Genomic DNA, 13,659 nt, shown 5'->3' with positions numbered 1-13,659 from the left:
TGGCCGACTGCGGTGACCGCGCCGCCACGCCCGGCGGCGACAAGCACCGGCCGACCCGGCCACCCCATGTGTCGGTCCCGAACACGTTGCCTGATCGACTCCATGCCGGCGGTACGGGAGCCCGCTGAGGCCGATCGGCACACCCATCGTGGGTCAGGGGCCCGCCCGCCGTCCGGCAACGACGGCGGGCCGTGACAGTGGAGTACGAGGTCAGGTCTGGCCACCGGCGCGAAGGCGAGCGAGGACGCGAGAATGCGCCGGGGGAGAGATCAACGACGTAGGGCCAGAGGCGTCACTCAACGGCGCGGCAGGCCGGCGCGGGCGGCGACGGCGGTGTCCGGGTGGTCGGTGAAGACGCCGTCGAGACCGAGCCGGAAGAACAGTTCGTACTCGGCCTGGACGTCACCGCGGGCGTTCGGGTCGGCGCCGATCCGGAAGTCCGCCGGAAGGAACTGGTTCTCCGCCCGGAAGGTCCAGGCGTGCACGATCAGTTCTTCCCGGTGCGCGTCGCGGACCAGGGCCGTCGGGGCGAGCAGCCTTCCGTCCGCGTCGCGGGGCACGATCAGGTTCTTGTTCGCGCCGATCCCGTCGGCGTACCGGGCGATCCACCTGAGGCCGGCAGGGGTGGCCAGGTCCCGGTAGGTGCGGTCGTCACCGGAGACAGCGAAGTCGTAGGGGCGGACGGCTTCGTCCATCCGGCCCGGCGCAGCACCTCGACCAGCGGCTCCTCCAACGGCAGCCCGATCGAGGCGAAGTAGGTCGAGTGCTTGGTCTCCGGGTAGACGCCGATCGTCCGGCCACGCGCTTTCCCCTCGGCCCTGGCCAGGTCGATCACCTCCTGGAAGGTGGGCACCTGGAACTGCCCGTCGAAGGCGGTGTTCGCCACCCGCACCCGCGGCAGGCGCTCCTTGGCCCGTAGCGTCCGGAGTTCGGCGAGCGTGAAGTCCTCGGTGAACCAGCCGGTGACCTGGACGCCGTCGATGGTCTTCGTCGCCGCGCGGTCGGCGAATTCGGCCCGGGTCGCCACGTCAGTCGTACCGCTGATCTCGTTCTCGTGCCGCGCGACCAGCACGCCGTCGGCGGTCGCGACCAGGTCCGGCTCGATGTAGTCGGCGCCCATCCGGATCGCCAGGCGGTACGCCTCCAGCGTGTGCTCCGGCCGGTAGCCGCTGGCACCCCGGTGGCCGATCACGACAGGCCGGCCGTCGATCCGGGCCTTGGCCGCGTCGCCGGCCGGCTTGGCCGCGGCTACCACGGTGGGCGCGGTCACCGCGGCGGCGAGCAGGGCCACCAACACGCCGAGGGCGCAAAGGGTACGTCGCAACGCGGTCTCCTCCTCGTCGAGGGAACACGCCCAGCAGACCCTGCCGCGCTGACCGCCAGTTGGTCCCGACCTGACCAACCGGTGAATCCTCGGGATCCCCGATTCCACACCCGTGGATCGGGTCAAACCGGAAGATTGTCTGGTGCGTCGGCTACTTCGTCACCCGGTGCGGCTGGTGCCGCTCGTCTTCCTGGTGGCGATCCTGCTCGGCACCTCCCTGCTGATGCTGCGTCCGATGACCATCGAGCACCAGCACACCTCGTTCCTCACCGCGCTGTTCACCGCCACCTCGGCAATCTCGGTCACCGGCCTGGCGGTCACCGACACTCCGAACTACTGGTCCGGCCTCGGCCTGACAGTTGTCACCGTACTGACCCAGGTGGGTGGGCTCGGTATCCTGACCGGTGCCGCGTTGGTCATCCTGACCGTGTCCCGGCGGCTGGGCCTGCACAACCGGATGCTGGTCCAGGCCGAAACCGCGGAGTACGGGCTCGGTGACGTACGCCGGCTGCTGCTGCACATCGCCGCGACGGTCTTCGCCTGCGAGCTGGCAATGACGATCATCATTTCCATCCGGCTCTGGCTTGCCTACGACCACCCGTTCCTGGAGGCCCTCTGGCTGGCGGCCTTCCACTCCGTCCAGGCGTTCAACAACTCCGGCTTCTCGCTCTACGTCGACGGCCTGCTGGCCTTCTCGCGTGACCCCTGGGTCGGTCTCCCGCTGAGCCTCGGCGGCATCGTCGGCGGGCTCGGCTTCCCGGCCCTGTTCGAGGCGATTCGGGAGTGGCGACGGTCAACCCGCTGGTCAGTCGCCACCAAGTTGACCATCTGGGGCAGCGCCGCCCTGATCGGCGTCGGCAGCCTCGTGTTCCTGGCCACCGAGTGGGGCAATCCGCGTACGGTCGGCCAGTACGACGTCCCGGGTAAGGTGCTCGCCTCGTTCGCCCAGATCGCACTGGCCCGGACCGGCGGCTTCGAGGTGGTGCCCACCGACGCCCTCCGGGAGGAGTGTTACCCGCTGCTCATCGGGTTGATGTTCATCGGCGGTGGCAGTGCCAGCACCGCAGGCGGAATAAAGGTCTCCACGTTCTTCCTGCTCGCCTTCGTCATCTGGGCGGAGGTCCGGGGCGAACCGGATGTCACCGTCGGGCGGCGTCGGGTCGCCACCGCGAGCCAGCGGCAGGCACTCACCGTCGCGCTGCTCAGCGTCGCGATCGTCGCCGCCGGCACCGCCGCCCTGATCGCGATGACCGACAGGCTGCCGTTCCACGCGGCACTCTTCGAGATCACTTCGGCGTTCAGCACCACCGGGCTGTCCGTCGGGGTCGTCTCGGCCCTGTCCGACGGTGGTCAGCTTCTGCTGATCGTCCTGATGTACCTCGGCCGGGTCGGGCCGCTCACCTTCGGCTCGGCGATCGCGCTGAACACCCGGCACCGGCTCTACCGCTACCCAGAGGAGCAACCCATTGTCGGATAGGAATCCGGACGCCGGCGGTATCGGCGTGATCGGCCTCGGCCGCTTCGGCTGCCACCTGGCTGAATCGCTCACCGCGGTGGGCCGCGAGGTACTGGCCATCGACAGCGACGCCAGGAAGGTCCAACGGTGGTCGGCCAAGCTCGACCAGGTGGCGCAGGCCGACTCCACCGACGAGGAGGCGCTGCGCCAGCTCGACGTCGGTGAACTGGGGCGCGTGGTGGTCGCCATCGGCGCCTCGGTGCAGGCCAGCGTGCTGACCGTGCTCGCGCTGGTGGAGCTCGGCGTACCGCAGATCTGGGCCCGGGCCACGTCGGCGCAGCACGCGAAGATCCTCTCCTCGGTCGGCGCGCATCGGGTGATCTTTCCCGAGGCGGAGACCGGCGAGCGGCTGGCACACCTGATCGCCAGCCGGATGCTCGACTTCGCGGAGTTCGGTGACGCCTTCGCCGTGGCGAAGGTCCGCGTGCCCGAGGCGCTGGCCGGCCATCCCACCAGCGAGGTGCGGCAGTTGGACCGCTACGGGATCCGGGTGATCGGAATCAGGCCGCCGGGCGAGAAGCGGTTCCGCTACGTCGCCGACGGCCTGGCTCTCGACCGGGACAGCACGCTCATCATCGAGGGAACGATCGACAAGGTCCAGGAGTTCTCGACGCTCTCCTGACCCCGCGGTGGAAGAGGGCGCACGGCCAGCCGGGCGCTACCTCCCGCCCTTGCCCTTGCCGGGCTCCGCCGGCTTCGGCTGGTCCTTGGGCTTCGCCGTACCCGGCTGCGTACCCGGCTTGGGTTTCGTCGCCGCCGGCTTCTCACGGTTGTCACCCGGCTTCGGCTTGACCTCGCCGGAGCCACCGGAGCCGGCCTTGCCGGCGGTGGCCTTCAGCGTCTTCTTGGGAGTCGGCTTGGCGGTCGGCTTGGCGGTCGGCTTGGCGGTCGGCTTGGCGGTCGGCTTGGCGGTCGGCGCGGTGCCGGCCACGCCGGAAACCTGCACCCCGCAGATCGCGTCACCGACCCGGAACTCCACCGGCAGCGGGTTCGCCCCGGTGTAGGTCCCGGTCAGGCTCAGCTTCTCGGTGGCGCCCGGCGCCAGGGCGGGCCGCTGCGGATCCGGTTGCACGGCCACGGCCCGGCCCTGCTGGCGCACCGGTGCCGGCGTCGCACCGGTCACCTCCTGCTCGCCGGGGAAGGCGAAGCTCATCGTCCAGTCACGCAGCTCGCGCTCGCCGGTGTTGGTGAGGCTCAGCTCGGCGGCGAAGTCCTTGCCGGAGTCCTTACGCAAGGCGTACGTGACCTGGCAGGGAACCTGCTGCTCGTCGCCGCCGACGCGGGCCTCGGTCCGCTGGTCGATGCCACCGCTGGCCGGGCTGTGCGAGGTGACCCCCCAGACCGCCGCGGTCACCGCCATCAACGCCGCGGCGGCCACCGTCGCCTCGACCCGGCGCCGACGGCGGTCCAACGTACGACGGGTGCGCAGCCCGGCCAGCGGCAGCGCGCCGGTCGCGATCGACCAGGGCAGGATCGTGGTCCCCGCACCGGCCAGCGTGATCGGGTCGGCAGCTGCGGCGGCGTCGGCCGTCGGCGCCGCCGGCACCTTCCCGGCCGCCTCGGCGAGAGTCCGGGCCAGCTCGGCAGTGGCCGGCCGGTCCGCCGGCCGCTTCGCCAGGCAGCGGTGAACCAGGTCGGCGATCCCGGCCGGCAGTTCCGCAATCGCCGGCATCGGCTCGGGTTCGCGGTACATGTGGGCCCGCAGCATCTGCGTGGTGGTCTCGGCCTGCCAGGGCAGCCGCCCGATGAGCATCCGATACAGCAGCAGCCCGACGGCGTAGACGTCGGTGGCCGGGCTGACCTGGCCGTTGTCGAGCCGCTCCGGGGCGAGGTACGCCGGGGTGCCGAGCAGGGCACCGTCCGGTCCCTTCTCGCTCTCCCCGACCAGCGCGGAGATGCCGAAGTCGACCACCTTCACCCCGGTCGGGGTGAGCATCACGTTGCCCGGGGTGACGTCGCGGTGCACCACGCCACGGGCATGTGCGGTGGCCAACGCGGAAGCGATGTCCGCGGCCACCGCTACCGCCTCCCGCCAGGGCAGGTGGTCGTCGCGGGCCAGCCGCGCGGTCAGCGGACCGCCGTCAATCAACTCCATCACCACGTACGGCACCGTCAACCCGACCTGCTCGGACTCGCCGTAGTCGTACACGTTGGTGATGTTGGGGTGGCAGAGCCGGGCGGCGGCCTGGGCCTCGATCCGGATGCGGTGCCGGAACGCCCGGTCGCTGGCCAGCCGGGAGGCGAGGACCTTGACCGCGACCTGCCGGCCCAGCACCTCGTCGTAACCGCGCCACACCACCGACATCCCGCCAGCGCCCACCCGCTCGACCAGCCGGTACCGCTCACCGAGCAGCTGCGCGCCGCTGCGTACCTCACCACCCATGGTCGGCGTTGTTGCCCGACGCGGACCCTCCTACACCTTTCTGGTCAGTTTCAGTCAGGATGTCACCCGATCAGGCGGTGGCGAGCAGTTGGTCCACCGGGGCGTAGTCGTCGGTCAACACCAGCGCACCGCCGACGAAATCCGTCAGGTCACCGCCACTGAGCAGGCTGGCCGGCTCGTCGCCGTCGTCCAGCCGGGCCCGTACCGCGGCCAGCGGCAGCGGCGCGTCGGAGGCGACGATGAGAAAGTTGGCGCCCCGCTCGCCGGCCAGCGCCTCGGGCGGCGCGATCAACGCGACGTGCCCGAACTCTGCGGCGACGGTGGCCACCTCGCTGCGGATGAAACGCAGCGGCGGATAGTCGATGACGTTCTGCACGTAGACCCCGCCGGGCCGGGTGACCCGCCGGATCTCGGCGGCCATCTCCCGGGTGGCCAGGTGCCACGGCACCACCAGGTGCCCGAAGGCGTCGCCCACCACATAGTCCCGGCTGTCGGCGGCCTCCCCGGCCACGAGCAGCCGGGCGTCGCCCACCACAGCCCGCAGGTCCGGCCCCTGGCGTACGCCGAGTCGCTGCTCGCTCAACTCCACCAGCCCGCCGTCGATCTCGAAGACGAGGTTGTCGGTGCCGGGACGGGTGGCGCTCAGGTAGCGCGGCACGGTGAACCCGCCGCCGCCCAGGTGCAGCGCGTCGAGCCGCTGGCCCGCCGGGGCGACCACGTCGGCCACCACCCCGATCCACCGGGTGTACGCGTACTCCAGGTGGGTCGGGTCGGACAGGTCAACGTACGAGTGTTGGGCCGAGTTGAGCAGCAGCGTCCGCCCGCTGGCCCGGCCAGGGTCGACCTCGACCCGGGCGCAGTGGTACGCAGTCTCGACGTCGCACGGGTTCGGCGCGACCGTGATCAGCCCGACCCCGACCAGGCCCAGCACCGCGAGGGCGGCCTTGACCCGGGGCGGCCCGGGAAGGTCGGCCCGGTCCTGCCGGTACAGGTACACCCCGAGCGCGATCCCGGTGACGCCGAGCGTGGCGGCCAGCCCGAACAGGATGACCGTGCTGGGCAGGGCGGCGACCAGCACGAAGCCGGTGACCAGGGTGGCCGTGACGGCGCCCAGGGTGCCGATGCCGGAGAGGCGACCGACCACCTGGCCGGTGCGTCGCAGGTCAGCGAGTTGAAGCTTGATCACCATGGGACTGACCGCGGACAGCAGCATCGCGGGCAGGAAGACGGCGACCGCGACCAGCAGCAGGACGGCGCTCACCGCACCGCCCCGCAGCACCTCACCGGCGTAGCGCACCGCGGGAAGGGTGATCGCGGTGGTGATGCCGGCCAGCACCAACGCGGGGGCCAGCAGGGTACGCGGGTCACGCCGGTCGGAGAGCCAGCCGCCCGCCCAGGCCCCGTACGCGATGGCGGCCAACGCGATCCCGATGACCGAGCTGGTCACCTGGAGGGTCACCCCCACGTACGGCCCGACCAGGCGCAACGCGGCCGTCTCCAGGACCAGCACGGCACCGCTGGAATAGAAGACCAGGAACGCGGCGAGCCCGTTGGGCAGGGCCCGGGCCGCCGTCGGCGAAGACGGCGCGGGTGGGACCGCCACGTCAGGCGATGGAGAGTTCATCGTGGCGATGGTACGCAGCGGCCCTGGGCCGACGGGTCAGTACATCGAGAGATGAACGTGGTTCGTGTGGTCGGCGGCGGGACTGCCGCTTCCGCTGTACGCCCGCCATCCGGTACCCGGGTGCCAGATCTGCCGATACCAGATCACGTAGAGCACGCCGAGCCGACTGGCGTTACGGACGTGCCAAGCGGCAAGATTGTCGCCGTACGACTTGTCGCCGCCGGTGGCCGTGCGGTCCTCGAATCCGTTGGTGGCCGCGGCGAAGTCGCACGCCCGGCCCTTGGGGTGCTCGCCCGAGCCGCCGCTGCGGTAGCAGGAGACGTGCCGCTTGTACCCGGCGGACTGGGTCTGCTTGAGCGCGTGCAGGGTGCGCGGCGTGATGCATCCCGAGGTGGTCGGGTCGTCCACCGAACACGACTCACCCGGCCAGGAGCCGTCAGAGTTGCGCGGCGCCGGCTTGGCCGAGGTGGAGCTGCCACCGCTGAAGCCGCCGCTACTGCCCGAACTCACCGCCGCCAGGGCCGCCTCGGCCTCCTTCTTCTTCTTCGCCATCACGGCGAGCTGCTTGGTCTGCTCGCGCACCTCGGCGTTGATCGCGAGCTTGGCCTGCCGGGCCGCCTCGCGTGCGTCGGCCAGCTCGCGCACCCGGCGACCGTCCCGCTGGGCCATCATGTCGAGGTTTGCGGCCCGCTGCACGAACGCCTCCGGGGTCGCGCTGTCCAGCAGCACGGCGGCGGGACTGAGCCGGCCGACCCGGTAGGACTGCGCCGCCACCTCGCCGACCAGGGTGCTCAACTCGCCCAGCTGGCCCTCGATCGCGGTCAGCTCGTTCGCCATCGACTTCTGGCGCTTCTCGGAGCCGTCGAGCTTGCGCTTGGCTTCGATGTGTGCCTTCGCGGTGGCTTCCAGGGCGTCCCGCAGCTTCTTGCTGCCGCCCTCGTTGGGCTCGGCGTACGCCGGCACCGCACCGACGCCGAACAACAGCGCCACCACGGCGAGCATGGTGATCAGCGGCCGGTGAAGCTGCCGCCGGACGGGCATGGACCTGCGCACGAAAGCATCCTTTCGTCGGCCGCCGGCCCCCGGATGGTGCGACTGCGCGGCAGCGACCCCCGCCGGCGCCGAACGGCGGCCTGCTGGCGGTAGGCCGCCGGCCAGAATACCGGAACCGCCCCCAACCACCAGCCCCCCGACCCCCACCCCCCACAACCATCAACCCGCCGCAACCCCCGCCCCACTCTCCGCACCCAACCGAGAGTCGATCATGATGTTGGCGGCGATCTCGATCTCCATCCCTGCCGCTAACCTCATGATCGACAGGGATGGTGGGGGTGGGTGGGTGGGTGGGTGGGTGGGTGGGCTAGGTGGGGAGGAGGGCGGTATGGACGTTGGTCCAGACCTCGGGGCTGATGGCGACCAAGAGGCCGTGCTCCGTGTCGGCCGGGTGGTAGTCCTTACCGTCGAGCCGGCGCGCCACCCCGCCCGCAGCCTGCACCAGCAAGGTGCCGGGGCCGTGGTCCCACGGGAGGGTGCGCCAGAAGAGAACGAACTGCTGCTGGCCGGTGAGCACGTCGAGATACTCGCGGCCGGCGCAGTGCTGGCCCGGCAGCAGCTCGCCGATCCGCGCGCCGCCCGCCTCGACCGTACGCCGCGACGGCCCCGGCAGGAACTTCGTCATCGCGGCCCCCCGCAGCTCACTGACCGGCCGCACCACCGCGGGCAGCCGAATCGGGTGCCCGTCCAGGTAGGTACCCTCACCAGCGCGGCCGACCGCCAGCACGTCGGCCAGCGGGTCGAACACCCAGGCCGCCACCTGCTCACCGTCGGTGAGCAGCGAGACCATCAACGCGAACGGGCGCTTGCCCGCGGCGAAGTTCGCAGTGCCGTCGACCGGATCGACCAACCACACGTCACCCGCGGCACGCAGGTGACGCAGCAGAGCCGGATCGTCCGCCACCGCCTCCTCGCCGACCACAACCGATCCCGGCCGCAGCCGGAGCAACCCGGCGGTGATCATCTCCTCGGCACGACGGTCGGCGACGGTGACCAGTTCGCCAGGGGCCTTCTCGGTCACGTCGCCGGCGCCGAGGTGACGGAACAACGGCAGCACGACACCGTCGGCGGTCTCCCGCAGCAGCCCGGCCACATCGTCGAGCAGGGTGTCAATCACGTGGCGGCAGCTTCACCACGCTGACGAAGAACTCGTCGATCTGCCGGACCACCGAGATGAACTGCTCGAAGTCCACCGGCTTGGTCACGTACGCGTTGGCGTGCAGTTGGTAGCTGCGCAGAATGTCCTCGTCGGCCTGGGACGTGGTCAGCACCACCACCGGAATCCGGCAGAGCTGCTCGTCCCTCTTGATCTCCTCCAGCACCTCCCGGCCGTCGCGCCGGGGCAGGTTCAGGTCGAGCAGGATCAGGTCCGGCAGCACCGCGTCCGCGTGCTGACCCTCCTGGCGCAGGTAGGCCAGCGCCTCGGTGCCGTCGGAGACGACGTTCAGCCGGTTGCGCAGCTTGTGCTCCTCGAACGCCTCCTGGGTCATCAGCACGTCACCCGGGTCGTCCTCGACCAACAGCACCTCGATCGGGGACTTGCCGTCCGCTGGCGCGGTCATCCCACCGCCTCCTTCATACCACCCGTACCACCACTGCCCTGTCGTCCCAGGCCAGCAGGGGCCGCGGGGCGTTCCACCGCCTCACCACCGGCCTCCGTGCCGACCGTACCGGCACGGGCCGGGGCCTCGTCACCGGCCCGCCCCGGCACCGTGTCCCGGCCCTCCGCGTCCCGGCCCTCCGGGCCTGCCACGTCCGGGCCGGAGCCATCCGGCGACGCCGGATCGCCGGCCTGCCCGTCCGATCCGGCAGCGCCGAGCCCCGCCGTGCCGGTGGCGCTGCTCGCGGGCTCGGCATCGGCGGGCAGCGCGGGCAGGGTGAACCGGATCGCGGTGCCTTCCGGCACATCGGTGTCCACCCACACTCGGCCGCCGTGATACTCGACGATCTTCTTCACGATCGCGAGCCCGATGCCGGTCCCCGGGTACGCGTCCTTGGCGTGCAACCGCTGGAAGATCACGAAAATCTTGTCGGCGAACTCCGGCTCGATCCCGATTCCGTTGTCCTGACAGGTGACCTCCCAGTCCTCGCCGACCTGCCGGGCCGAGACGCGCACCCTCGGCGCGACGTCGGGCCGGCGGAACTTCACCGAGTTGCTGACCAGGTTGACCAGCAGGTTGGTGAGCAGCGGCTCCTCACCTCGAATCACCGGCAGCTCACCCCAGGTCAGCTCGGCGTCGGCGTACTCGCGGGCCGGCTCGGTCTGTGCCGCGACCTCCGCCATCAGTTGGTTCAGGTCGACCTCGGTGAAGCCGGCGGTGAGCCGGCCGATCCGGGAGAACGCCAGCAGGTCGTTGATCAGCCGCTGCATCCGTTGTGCGCCGTCCACCGCGAAGGCGATGTACTGGTCGGCCCGCTCGTCGAGCCGGCCGGCGTACCGTCGCTGGAGCAGTTGGCAGAAGCTGGCCACCTTGCGCAGCGGCTCCTGCAGGTCGTGCGAGGCCACGTAGGCGAACTGCTCCAGGTCACGGTTGGACCGGGTCAGCTCCTCGGCCTGCTTCTGCAACTGGATGTTGACCCACTCGATCCGCTCCCGCGCCTCGCGTACCTCGGTCAGGTCCGCCGCGATCTTCCGGCGCATCACGTCCACGTCCTCGCCCAGGCGCAGGAACTCGGGCGGACCGCTACCCGCGATACCGTGGCCGTAGTCGCCGGTGGCGACGTCCCGGACCTGCCCGGCCAGGCTGGTCAGAGGGCGGATCACCATCCGCTCCAGCGAGGTGAGCAGCACCACCCCGGCGACCACCACCACGATCGCCGCGATGATCAGCAGCAGCACCAGCAGGTTGCTGGTGTGACGCACGTCGGCGGCGGCCTCGTCGCGTACCTCGAGAATGCCGTTCTGCAGCACGTCGACGGCGACCCGGATCTGGTCGAACTGCTGACGCGACTGGTCGGTGAGCAGCTGCTGGCCGGCGCTGGTGCCACCGGCCTCGATCGCCTGGATGGCCGGCAGAGCGATCGCCTGCCGCCACCGCTCCGCCTGCTGCTGCACCGCCTGGAACTCGTCGCGCAGGTCCGGATAGCTGATCAGCAGCCGGTCCATCGAGGCGGTCAGCTCCTGCTCCCGCTGGCGGCCGGCGTCGAACGGGACGAGATCCTCCCGCACGCCGGTCAACGCGTACCCCCGGATGGCGGTCTCCTGGTCGACCAGCACCGCGAGGAGTTCCTGGGACTGGGCGCGCAGCGGACCGGTCTGGTTGAGCACCGCGTCGATGTGTGCCCGATTACGGTTGGCGACCACCGCCTCGGCGACGGCCACCCCGATCAGCAGCAGCCCGACGACCGCGATCAGCCCCGCCAGCCGGCCACGCAGGCTCCACCCGGCCCCCATGGTCGTCACCGGCCACCACCCCGGGTGACCAGCAGCATGGCCACGTCGTCGGCGAACGGTCCACCGTTGAGCTGCTCGGCCCGGCCGACCAGCCAGGCCGGCAGCTCGGGCAGTGGAACCTTCCGGCTGGCCGGTTCGCCGAGCAGGCGGGTCAGGCCGGGTACGTCGAGGCGTTCGTCACCGTCGCCCACCCGCCCTTCGATCAGGCCGTCGGTGTACATCAGCAGAGACCAGTCATCGGTGTCGAACTCCAGGTCGAAGGCGACCGGCCGGCGGGGCCGCACGCCGAGTAGAAGACCGCCCGGCGCCGGCACCGGAGCCACCCGCCCGCTGGAGAGCAGCACCGGCGGCGGATGGCCGGCCAGCCGTACGGTCGCCCGGTTGGCGCCGAGATCCAGCCGGACCGTCGCGACGGTCGCGAAGATCTCCTGGAGCCGACGCTCACTCATCAGCACCTGCTCCAGCGCCGGCACCACCTCGTCGTCCGGGACGCCGGCGAGGATCAACGCCCGCCAGGCCACCCGCAGTTCGACGCCGAGCGCCGCCTCGTCCACCCCGTGCCCGCACACGTCGCCCACGATCAGGTCGACCCGGGCGGGATGGGTCTGCACCACGTCGTAGAAGTCCCCACCGATCAGGGCGGCGTGCCGTCCGGGCCGGTAGAAGGTGTGCACCGCGATCTGGTCGGTCGACATCAGCGGCTGGGGCAGCAGGCCGCGCTCCAAGCGGGCCGACTCGGCCTGCCGCAGCTCCACCTCACGCAGCCGGCGGGCGTTCTCGTCGGCCCGCTTGCGCTCCACCGCGTAGCGCAGCGCCCGGGTCAGCAGCACCCCGTCGACCTGGCCCTTGACCAGGTAGTCCTGCGCGCCCTCGGCGACCGCGACGATGCCCAGGTGCTCGTCGGAGCGGCCGGTCAGCACGCAGACCGCCGCGCTGCCGGACATCTCCAGCACCTGCCGCAGGCCATCCAGGCCCTGGGCGTCGGGCAGGCCCAGGTCGAGCAGGACACAGTCGACCCCGGCGATCCGCTGGCGGGCCTCACCGAGGCTGCTCGCCACCAGCAGGTCGATCCCCGAGTTCGTCTCGGCGAGCAGCTCACCGACAAGGAAGGCGTCGCCCTCGTCGTCCTCGACCAACAACACCCGCAACCGCTCACCGGGCGGCAGGTTGGGGTTGCTGCCCAGGCCCCCCTGCGGGTACGGCCACGACACGACGGAGGGACCGGTCAACCCGGTCGCCCGGTGCGGCCGGGTCACCGCCGCGACAGGCGGTAGATCGCTGGTGATGTCGGGCTCCTTCCGAGTGCCCTGCTGATCCTGTATTAGACAACGTCCGCACACAACACGACGGGGCACCCTCGGGGGCATGGAGGATGATGTGCCCCCAGGTCCAACCCCCGAGGAGCCACCCGCGGGCGCATTCCCGGAAGCCGGCGGGCAGCGGGGCACGGCGGCACTGCGGGCCCGTCGGCAGGGTGCCCTGCCGGCCGGGACGGCCGCACTCGCTGCGGTGGTGCTCGCCGGGGTCGCGCTCGCGTCGACCGGTTCGACGCCACCCATCCGGCGCCCACCCATCTGATGTACGCGCTGGACGCCGACACCGGTCAGGCCGGTTGGCTCAGCCACGAATCCGACCCGCGACCCTGGACCGTCGAGTACGTGGACGGGCCGGTGTCCGTCGCCGACGACTTCCCCGGCATCGGCGACGACGAGTTGCTCGGCGGGCCGGCGCAGGCCGCCACCCTGCCCGCGCCCCGGCGGGACGTGCTGGCCGACACCACCGCCGCCGACGGACGCCCGACGGCCTCGACTCGCTGCCCGGCTTCCGTCCCCGCCCACTCGACGTGGGCGTCGCCGGTTCGCACAGCTCGGAGATGCTGGCGGTGGCCCGCACCTACCGGCTGTGACCGGGCCACCGCCAGCCCGAACCGGGATCCGGCCGGACGGTGGCCTACTTCCAGCGAAAATGGACGAAGAGGCGGCCGAAGTTCTTGGAGTCCTTCTCGACCCGGTGGTAGAGCTGCTTGACGTCCTTCTGGTCGAGAAAGCGCAGCACCCGCTTCTTGAGCTGGCCGGAGCCCTTGCCCGGGATGATCTCGACCAAGGTTGCCTTCTTCGCCACCGCCTCGTCCATGATGCCGCGCAGCGCCCGGTCAATGTCCTGGCCCTTGTTGAAGATCTCGTGCAGGTCGAGCTTCAGCTTCATGCCGCGTGCACCGTCCGATCGGCTGCCATGCGGCCATCGTAGGCACGTCGGACGCCTCGTTGTCGTCAGCGAGCACCCGGCCTCGGCCAGCACGCCGATCCCACAGTTGACGGGGGGGGGGCAAGCCCGCCGGGCTTGCCCCCCCCCGTGGCGCCTGCCG

14 protein-coding genes are annotated in these 13,659 nt (G+C 71.2%); 3 read left to right on the top strand and 11 right to left on the bottom strand.

Annotation, left to right across the window (positions count from 1 at the left end; genetic code table 11):
- Window positions 1-296: 296 nt before the first annotated feature.
- A complete protein-coding gene (locus tag ACFHWY_RS01555; RefSeq protein ID WP_416578654.1) occupies window positions 297-632 on the bottom strand; it encodes a glycerophosphodiester phosphodiesterase family protein in 336 nt (111 codons plus the stop codon).
- On the bottom strand, window positions 563-1,324 hold the full coding sequence (locus ACFHWY_RS01550; RefSeq protein ID WP_416578253.1) for a glycerophosphodiester phosphodiesterase family protein: 762 nt from the start codon (window positions 1,322-1,324) through the stop codon (window positions 563-565). Before ACFHWY_RS01550 ends, ACFHWY_RS01555 begins: the two co-directional genes overlap by 70 nt.
- Before the next feature lie 142 nt (window positions 1,325-1,466).
- Between ACFHWY_RS01550 and ACFHWY_RS01545 the strand changes: the two genes are divergently transcribed.
- Complete coding sequence (locus ACFHWY_RS01545; RefSeq protein ID WP_416578252.1) at window positions 1,467-2,801, top strand: TrkH family potassium uptake protein; 1,335 nt, start codon at window positions 1,467-1,469, stop codon at window positions 2,799-2,801.
- Entirely contained in the window at window positions 2,791-3,462 is a 672-nt protein-coding gene (locus ACFHWY_RS01540; RefSeq protein ID WP_416578251.1) for a potassium channel family protein, read from the top strand. The genes ACFHWY_RS01545 and ACFHWY_RS01540 overlap by 11 nt, the downstream gene beginning before the upstream one ends.
- 36 nt (window positions 3,463-3,498) lie before the next feature.
- Here the strand turns inward: ACFHWY_RS01540 and ACFHWY_RS01535 are convergent, their stop codons facing one another.
- The 7 genes from ACFHWY_RS01535 to ACFHWY_RS01505 all read right to left on the bottom strand — a co-directional run bounded on the left by ACFHWY_RS01535 (window position 3,499) and on the right by ACFHWY_RS01505 (window position 12,550).
- Window positions 3,499-5,223, bottom strand: coding sequence for a protein kinase domain-containing protein (locus ACFHWY_RS01535; protein WP_416578250.1), 1,725 nt, complete (start codon window positions 5,221-5,223; stop codon window positions 3,499-3,501).
- A 70-nt stretch (window positions 5,224-5,293) separates the two neighbouring features.
- Window positions 5,294-6,847, bottom strand: a complete 1,554-nt coding sequence (locus tag ACFHWY_RS01530) for a fused MFS/spermidine synthase (protein ID WP_416578249.1) — start codon at window positions 6,845-6,847, stop codon at window positions 5,294-5,296.
- A gap of 36 nt (window positions 6,848-6,883) precedes the next feature.
- On the bottom strand, window positions 6,884-7,888 hold the full coding sequence (locus ACFHWY_RS01525) for a coiled-coil domain-containing protein (RefSeq protein WP_416578653.1): 1,005 nt from the start codon (window positions 7,886-7,888) through the stop codon (window positions 6,884-6,886).
- A gap of 319 nt (window positions 7,889-8,207) precedes the next feature.
- The gene (locus ACFHWY_RS01520) at window positions 8,208-9,017 is read right to left on the bottom strand and encodes an inositol monophosphatase family protein (RefSeq protein ID WP_416578248.1); all 810 of its coding nucleotides are present in this window, start codon (window positions 9,015-9,017) and stop codon (window positions 8,208-8,210) included.
- Window positions 9,010-9,462, bottom strand: coding sequence for a response regulator (locus tag ACFHWY_RS01515; RefSeq protein WP_416578247.1), 453 nt, complete (start codon window positions 9,460-9,462; stop codon window positions 9,010-9,012). The genes ACFHWY_RS01520 and ACFHWY_RS01515 overlap by 8 nt, the downstream gene beginning before the upstream one ends.
- Complete coding sequence (locus ACFHWY_RS01510; RefSeq protein WP_416578652.1) at window positions 9,459-11,294, bottom strand: sensor histidine kinase; 1,836 nt, start codon at window positions 11,292-11,294, stop codon at window positions 9,459-9,461. The genes ACFHWY_RS01515 and ACFHWY_RS01510 overlap by 4 nt, the downstream gene beginning before the upstream one ends.
- 5 nt (window positions 11,295-11,299) lie before the next feature.
- On the bottom strand, window positions 11,300-12,550 hold the full coding sequence (locus tag ACFHWY_RS01505) for a PP2C family protein-serine/threonine phosphatase (protein ID WP_416578246.1): 1,251 nt from the start codon (window positions 12,548-12,550) through the stop codon (window positions 11,300-11,302).
- Between the two features lie 109 nt (window positions 12,551-12,659).
- Between ACFHWY_RS01505 and ACFHWY_RS01500 the strand changes: the two genes are divergently transcribed.
- Window positions 12,660-12,872: a hypothetical protein gene (locus tag ACFHWY_RS01500; protein WP_416578245.1), complete on the top strand. Its 213-nt coding sequence runs from the start codon at window positions 12,660-12,662 to the stop codon at window positions 12,870-12,872.
- Window positions 12,873-12,897: 25 nt separating this feature from the next.
- Here the strand turns inward: ACFHWY_RS01500 and ACFHWY_RS01495 are convergent, their stop codons facing one another.
- Complete coding sequence (locus ACFHWY_RS01495) at window positions 12,898-13,158, bottom strand: hypothetical protein (RefSeq protein WP_416578244.1); 261 nt, start codon at window positions 13,156-13,158, stop codon at window positions 12,898-12,900.
- Window positions 13,159-13,244: 86 nt separating this feature from the next.
- Window positions 13,245-13,499 (bottom strand): Smr/MutS family protein, encoded by a 255-nt coding sequence (locus ACFHWY_RS01490; RefSeq protein ID WP_007465523.1) that lies wholly within the window; start codon window positions 13,497-13,499, stop codon window positions 13,245-13,247.
- Window positions 13,500-13,659 lie beyond the last annotated feature (160 nt).

This window comes from Micromonospora sp. LOL_024, assembly GCF_048060415.1.
In the GTDB taxonomy this organism is placed as follows: Bacteria; Actinomycetota; Actinomycetes; order Mycobacteriales; family Micromonosporaceae; genus Micromonospora.
The sequence above is the reverse complement of the archived record's forward strand: the minus strand, read 5'-3'. Positions and strand labels throughout refer to the sequence as shown.

Coding starts and splice junctions, on each gene's coding strand:
- ACFHWY_RS01535 (WP_416578250.1), bottom strand. CDS start 5,223: ATGGGTGGTGAGGTACGCAGCGGCGCGCAGCTGCTCGGTGAGCGGTAC.
- ACFHWY_RS01530 (WP_416578249.1), bottom strand. CDS start 6,847: ATGAACTCTCCATCGCCTGACGTGGCGGTCCCACCCGCGCCGTCTTCG.
- ACFHWY_RS01525 (WP_416578653.1), bottom strand. CDS start 7,888: ATGCCCGTCCGGCGGCAGCTTCACCGGCCGCTGATCACCATGCTCGCC.
- ACFHWY_RS01515 (WP_416578247.1), bottom strand. CDS start 9,462: ATGACCGCGCCAGCGGACGGCAAGTCCCCGATCGAGGTGCTGTTGGTC.
- ACFHWY_RS01510 (WP_416578652.1), bottom strand. CDS start 11,294: ATGGGGGCCGGGTGGAGCCTGCGTGGCCGGCTGGCGGGGCTGATCGCG.
- ACFHWY_RS01500 (WP_416578245.1), top strand. CDS start 12,660: ATGGAGGATGATGTGCCCCCAGGTCCAACCCCCGAGGAGCCACCCGCG.
- ACFHWY_RS01490 (WP_007465523.1), bottom strand. CDS start 13,499: ATGAAGCTGAAGCTCGACCTGCACGAGATCTTCAACAAGGGCCAGGAC.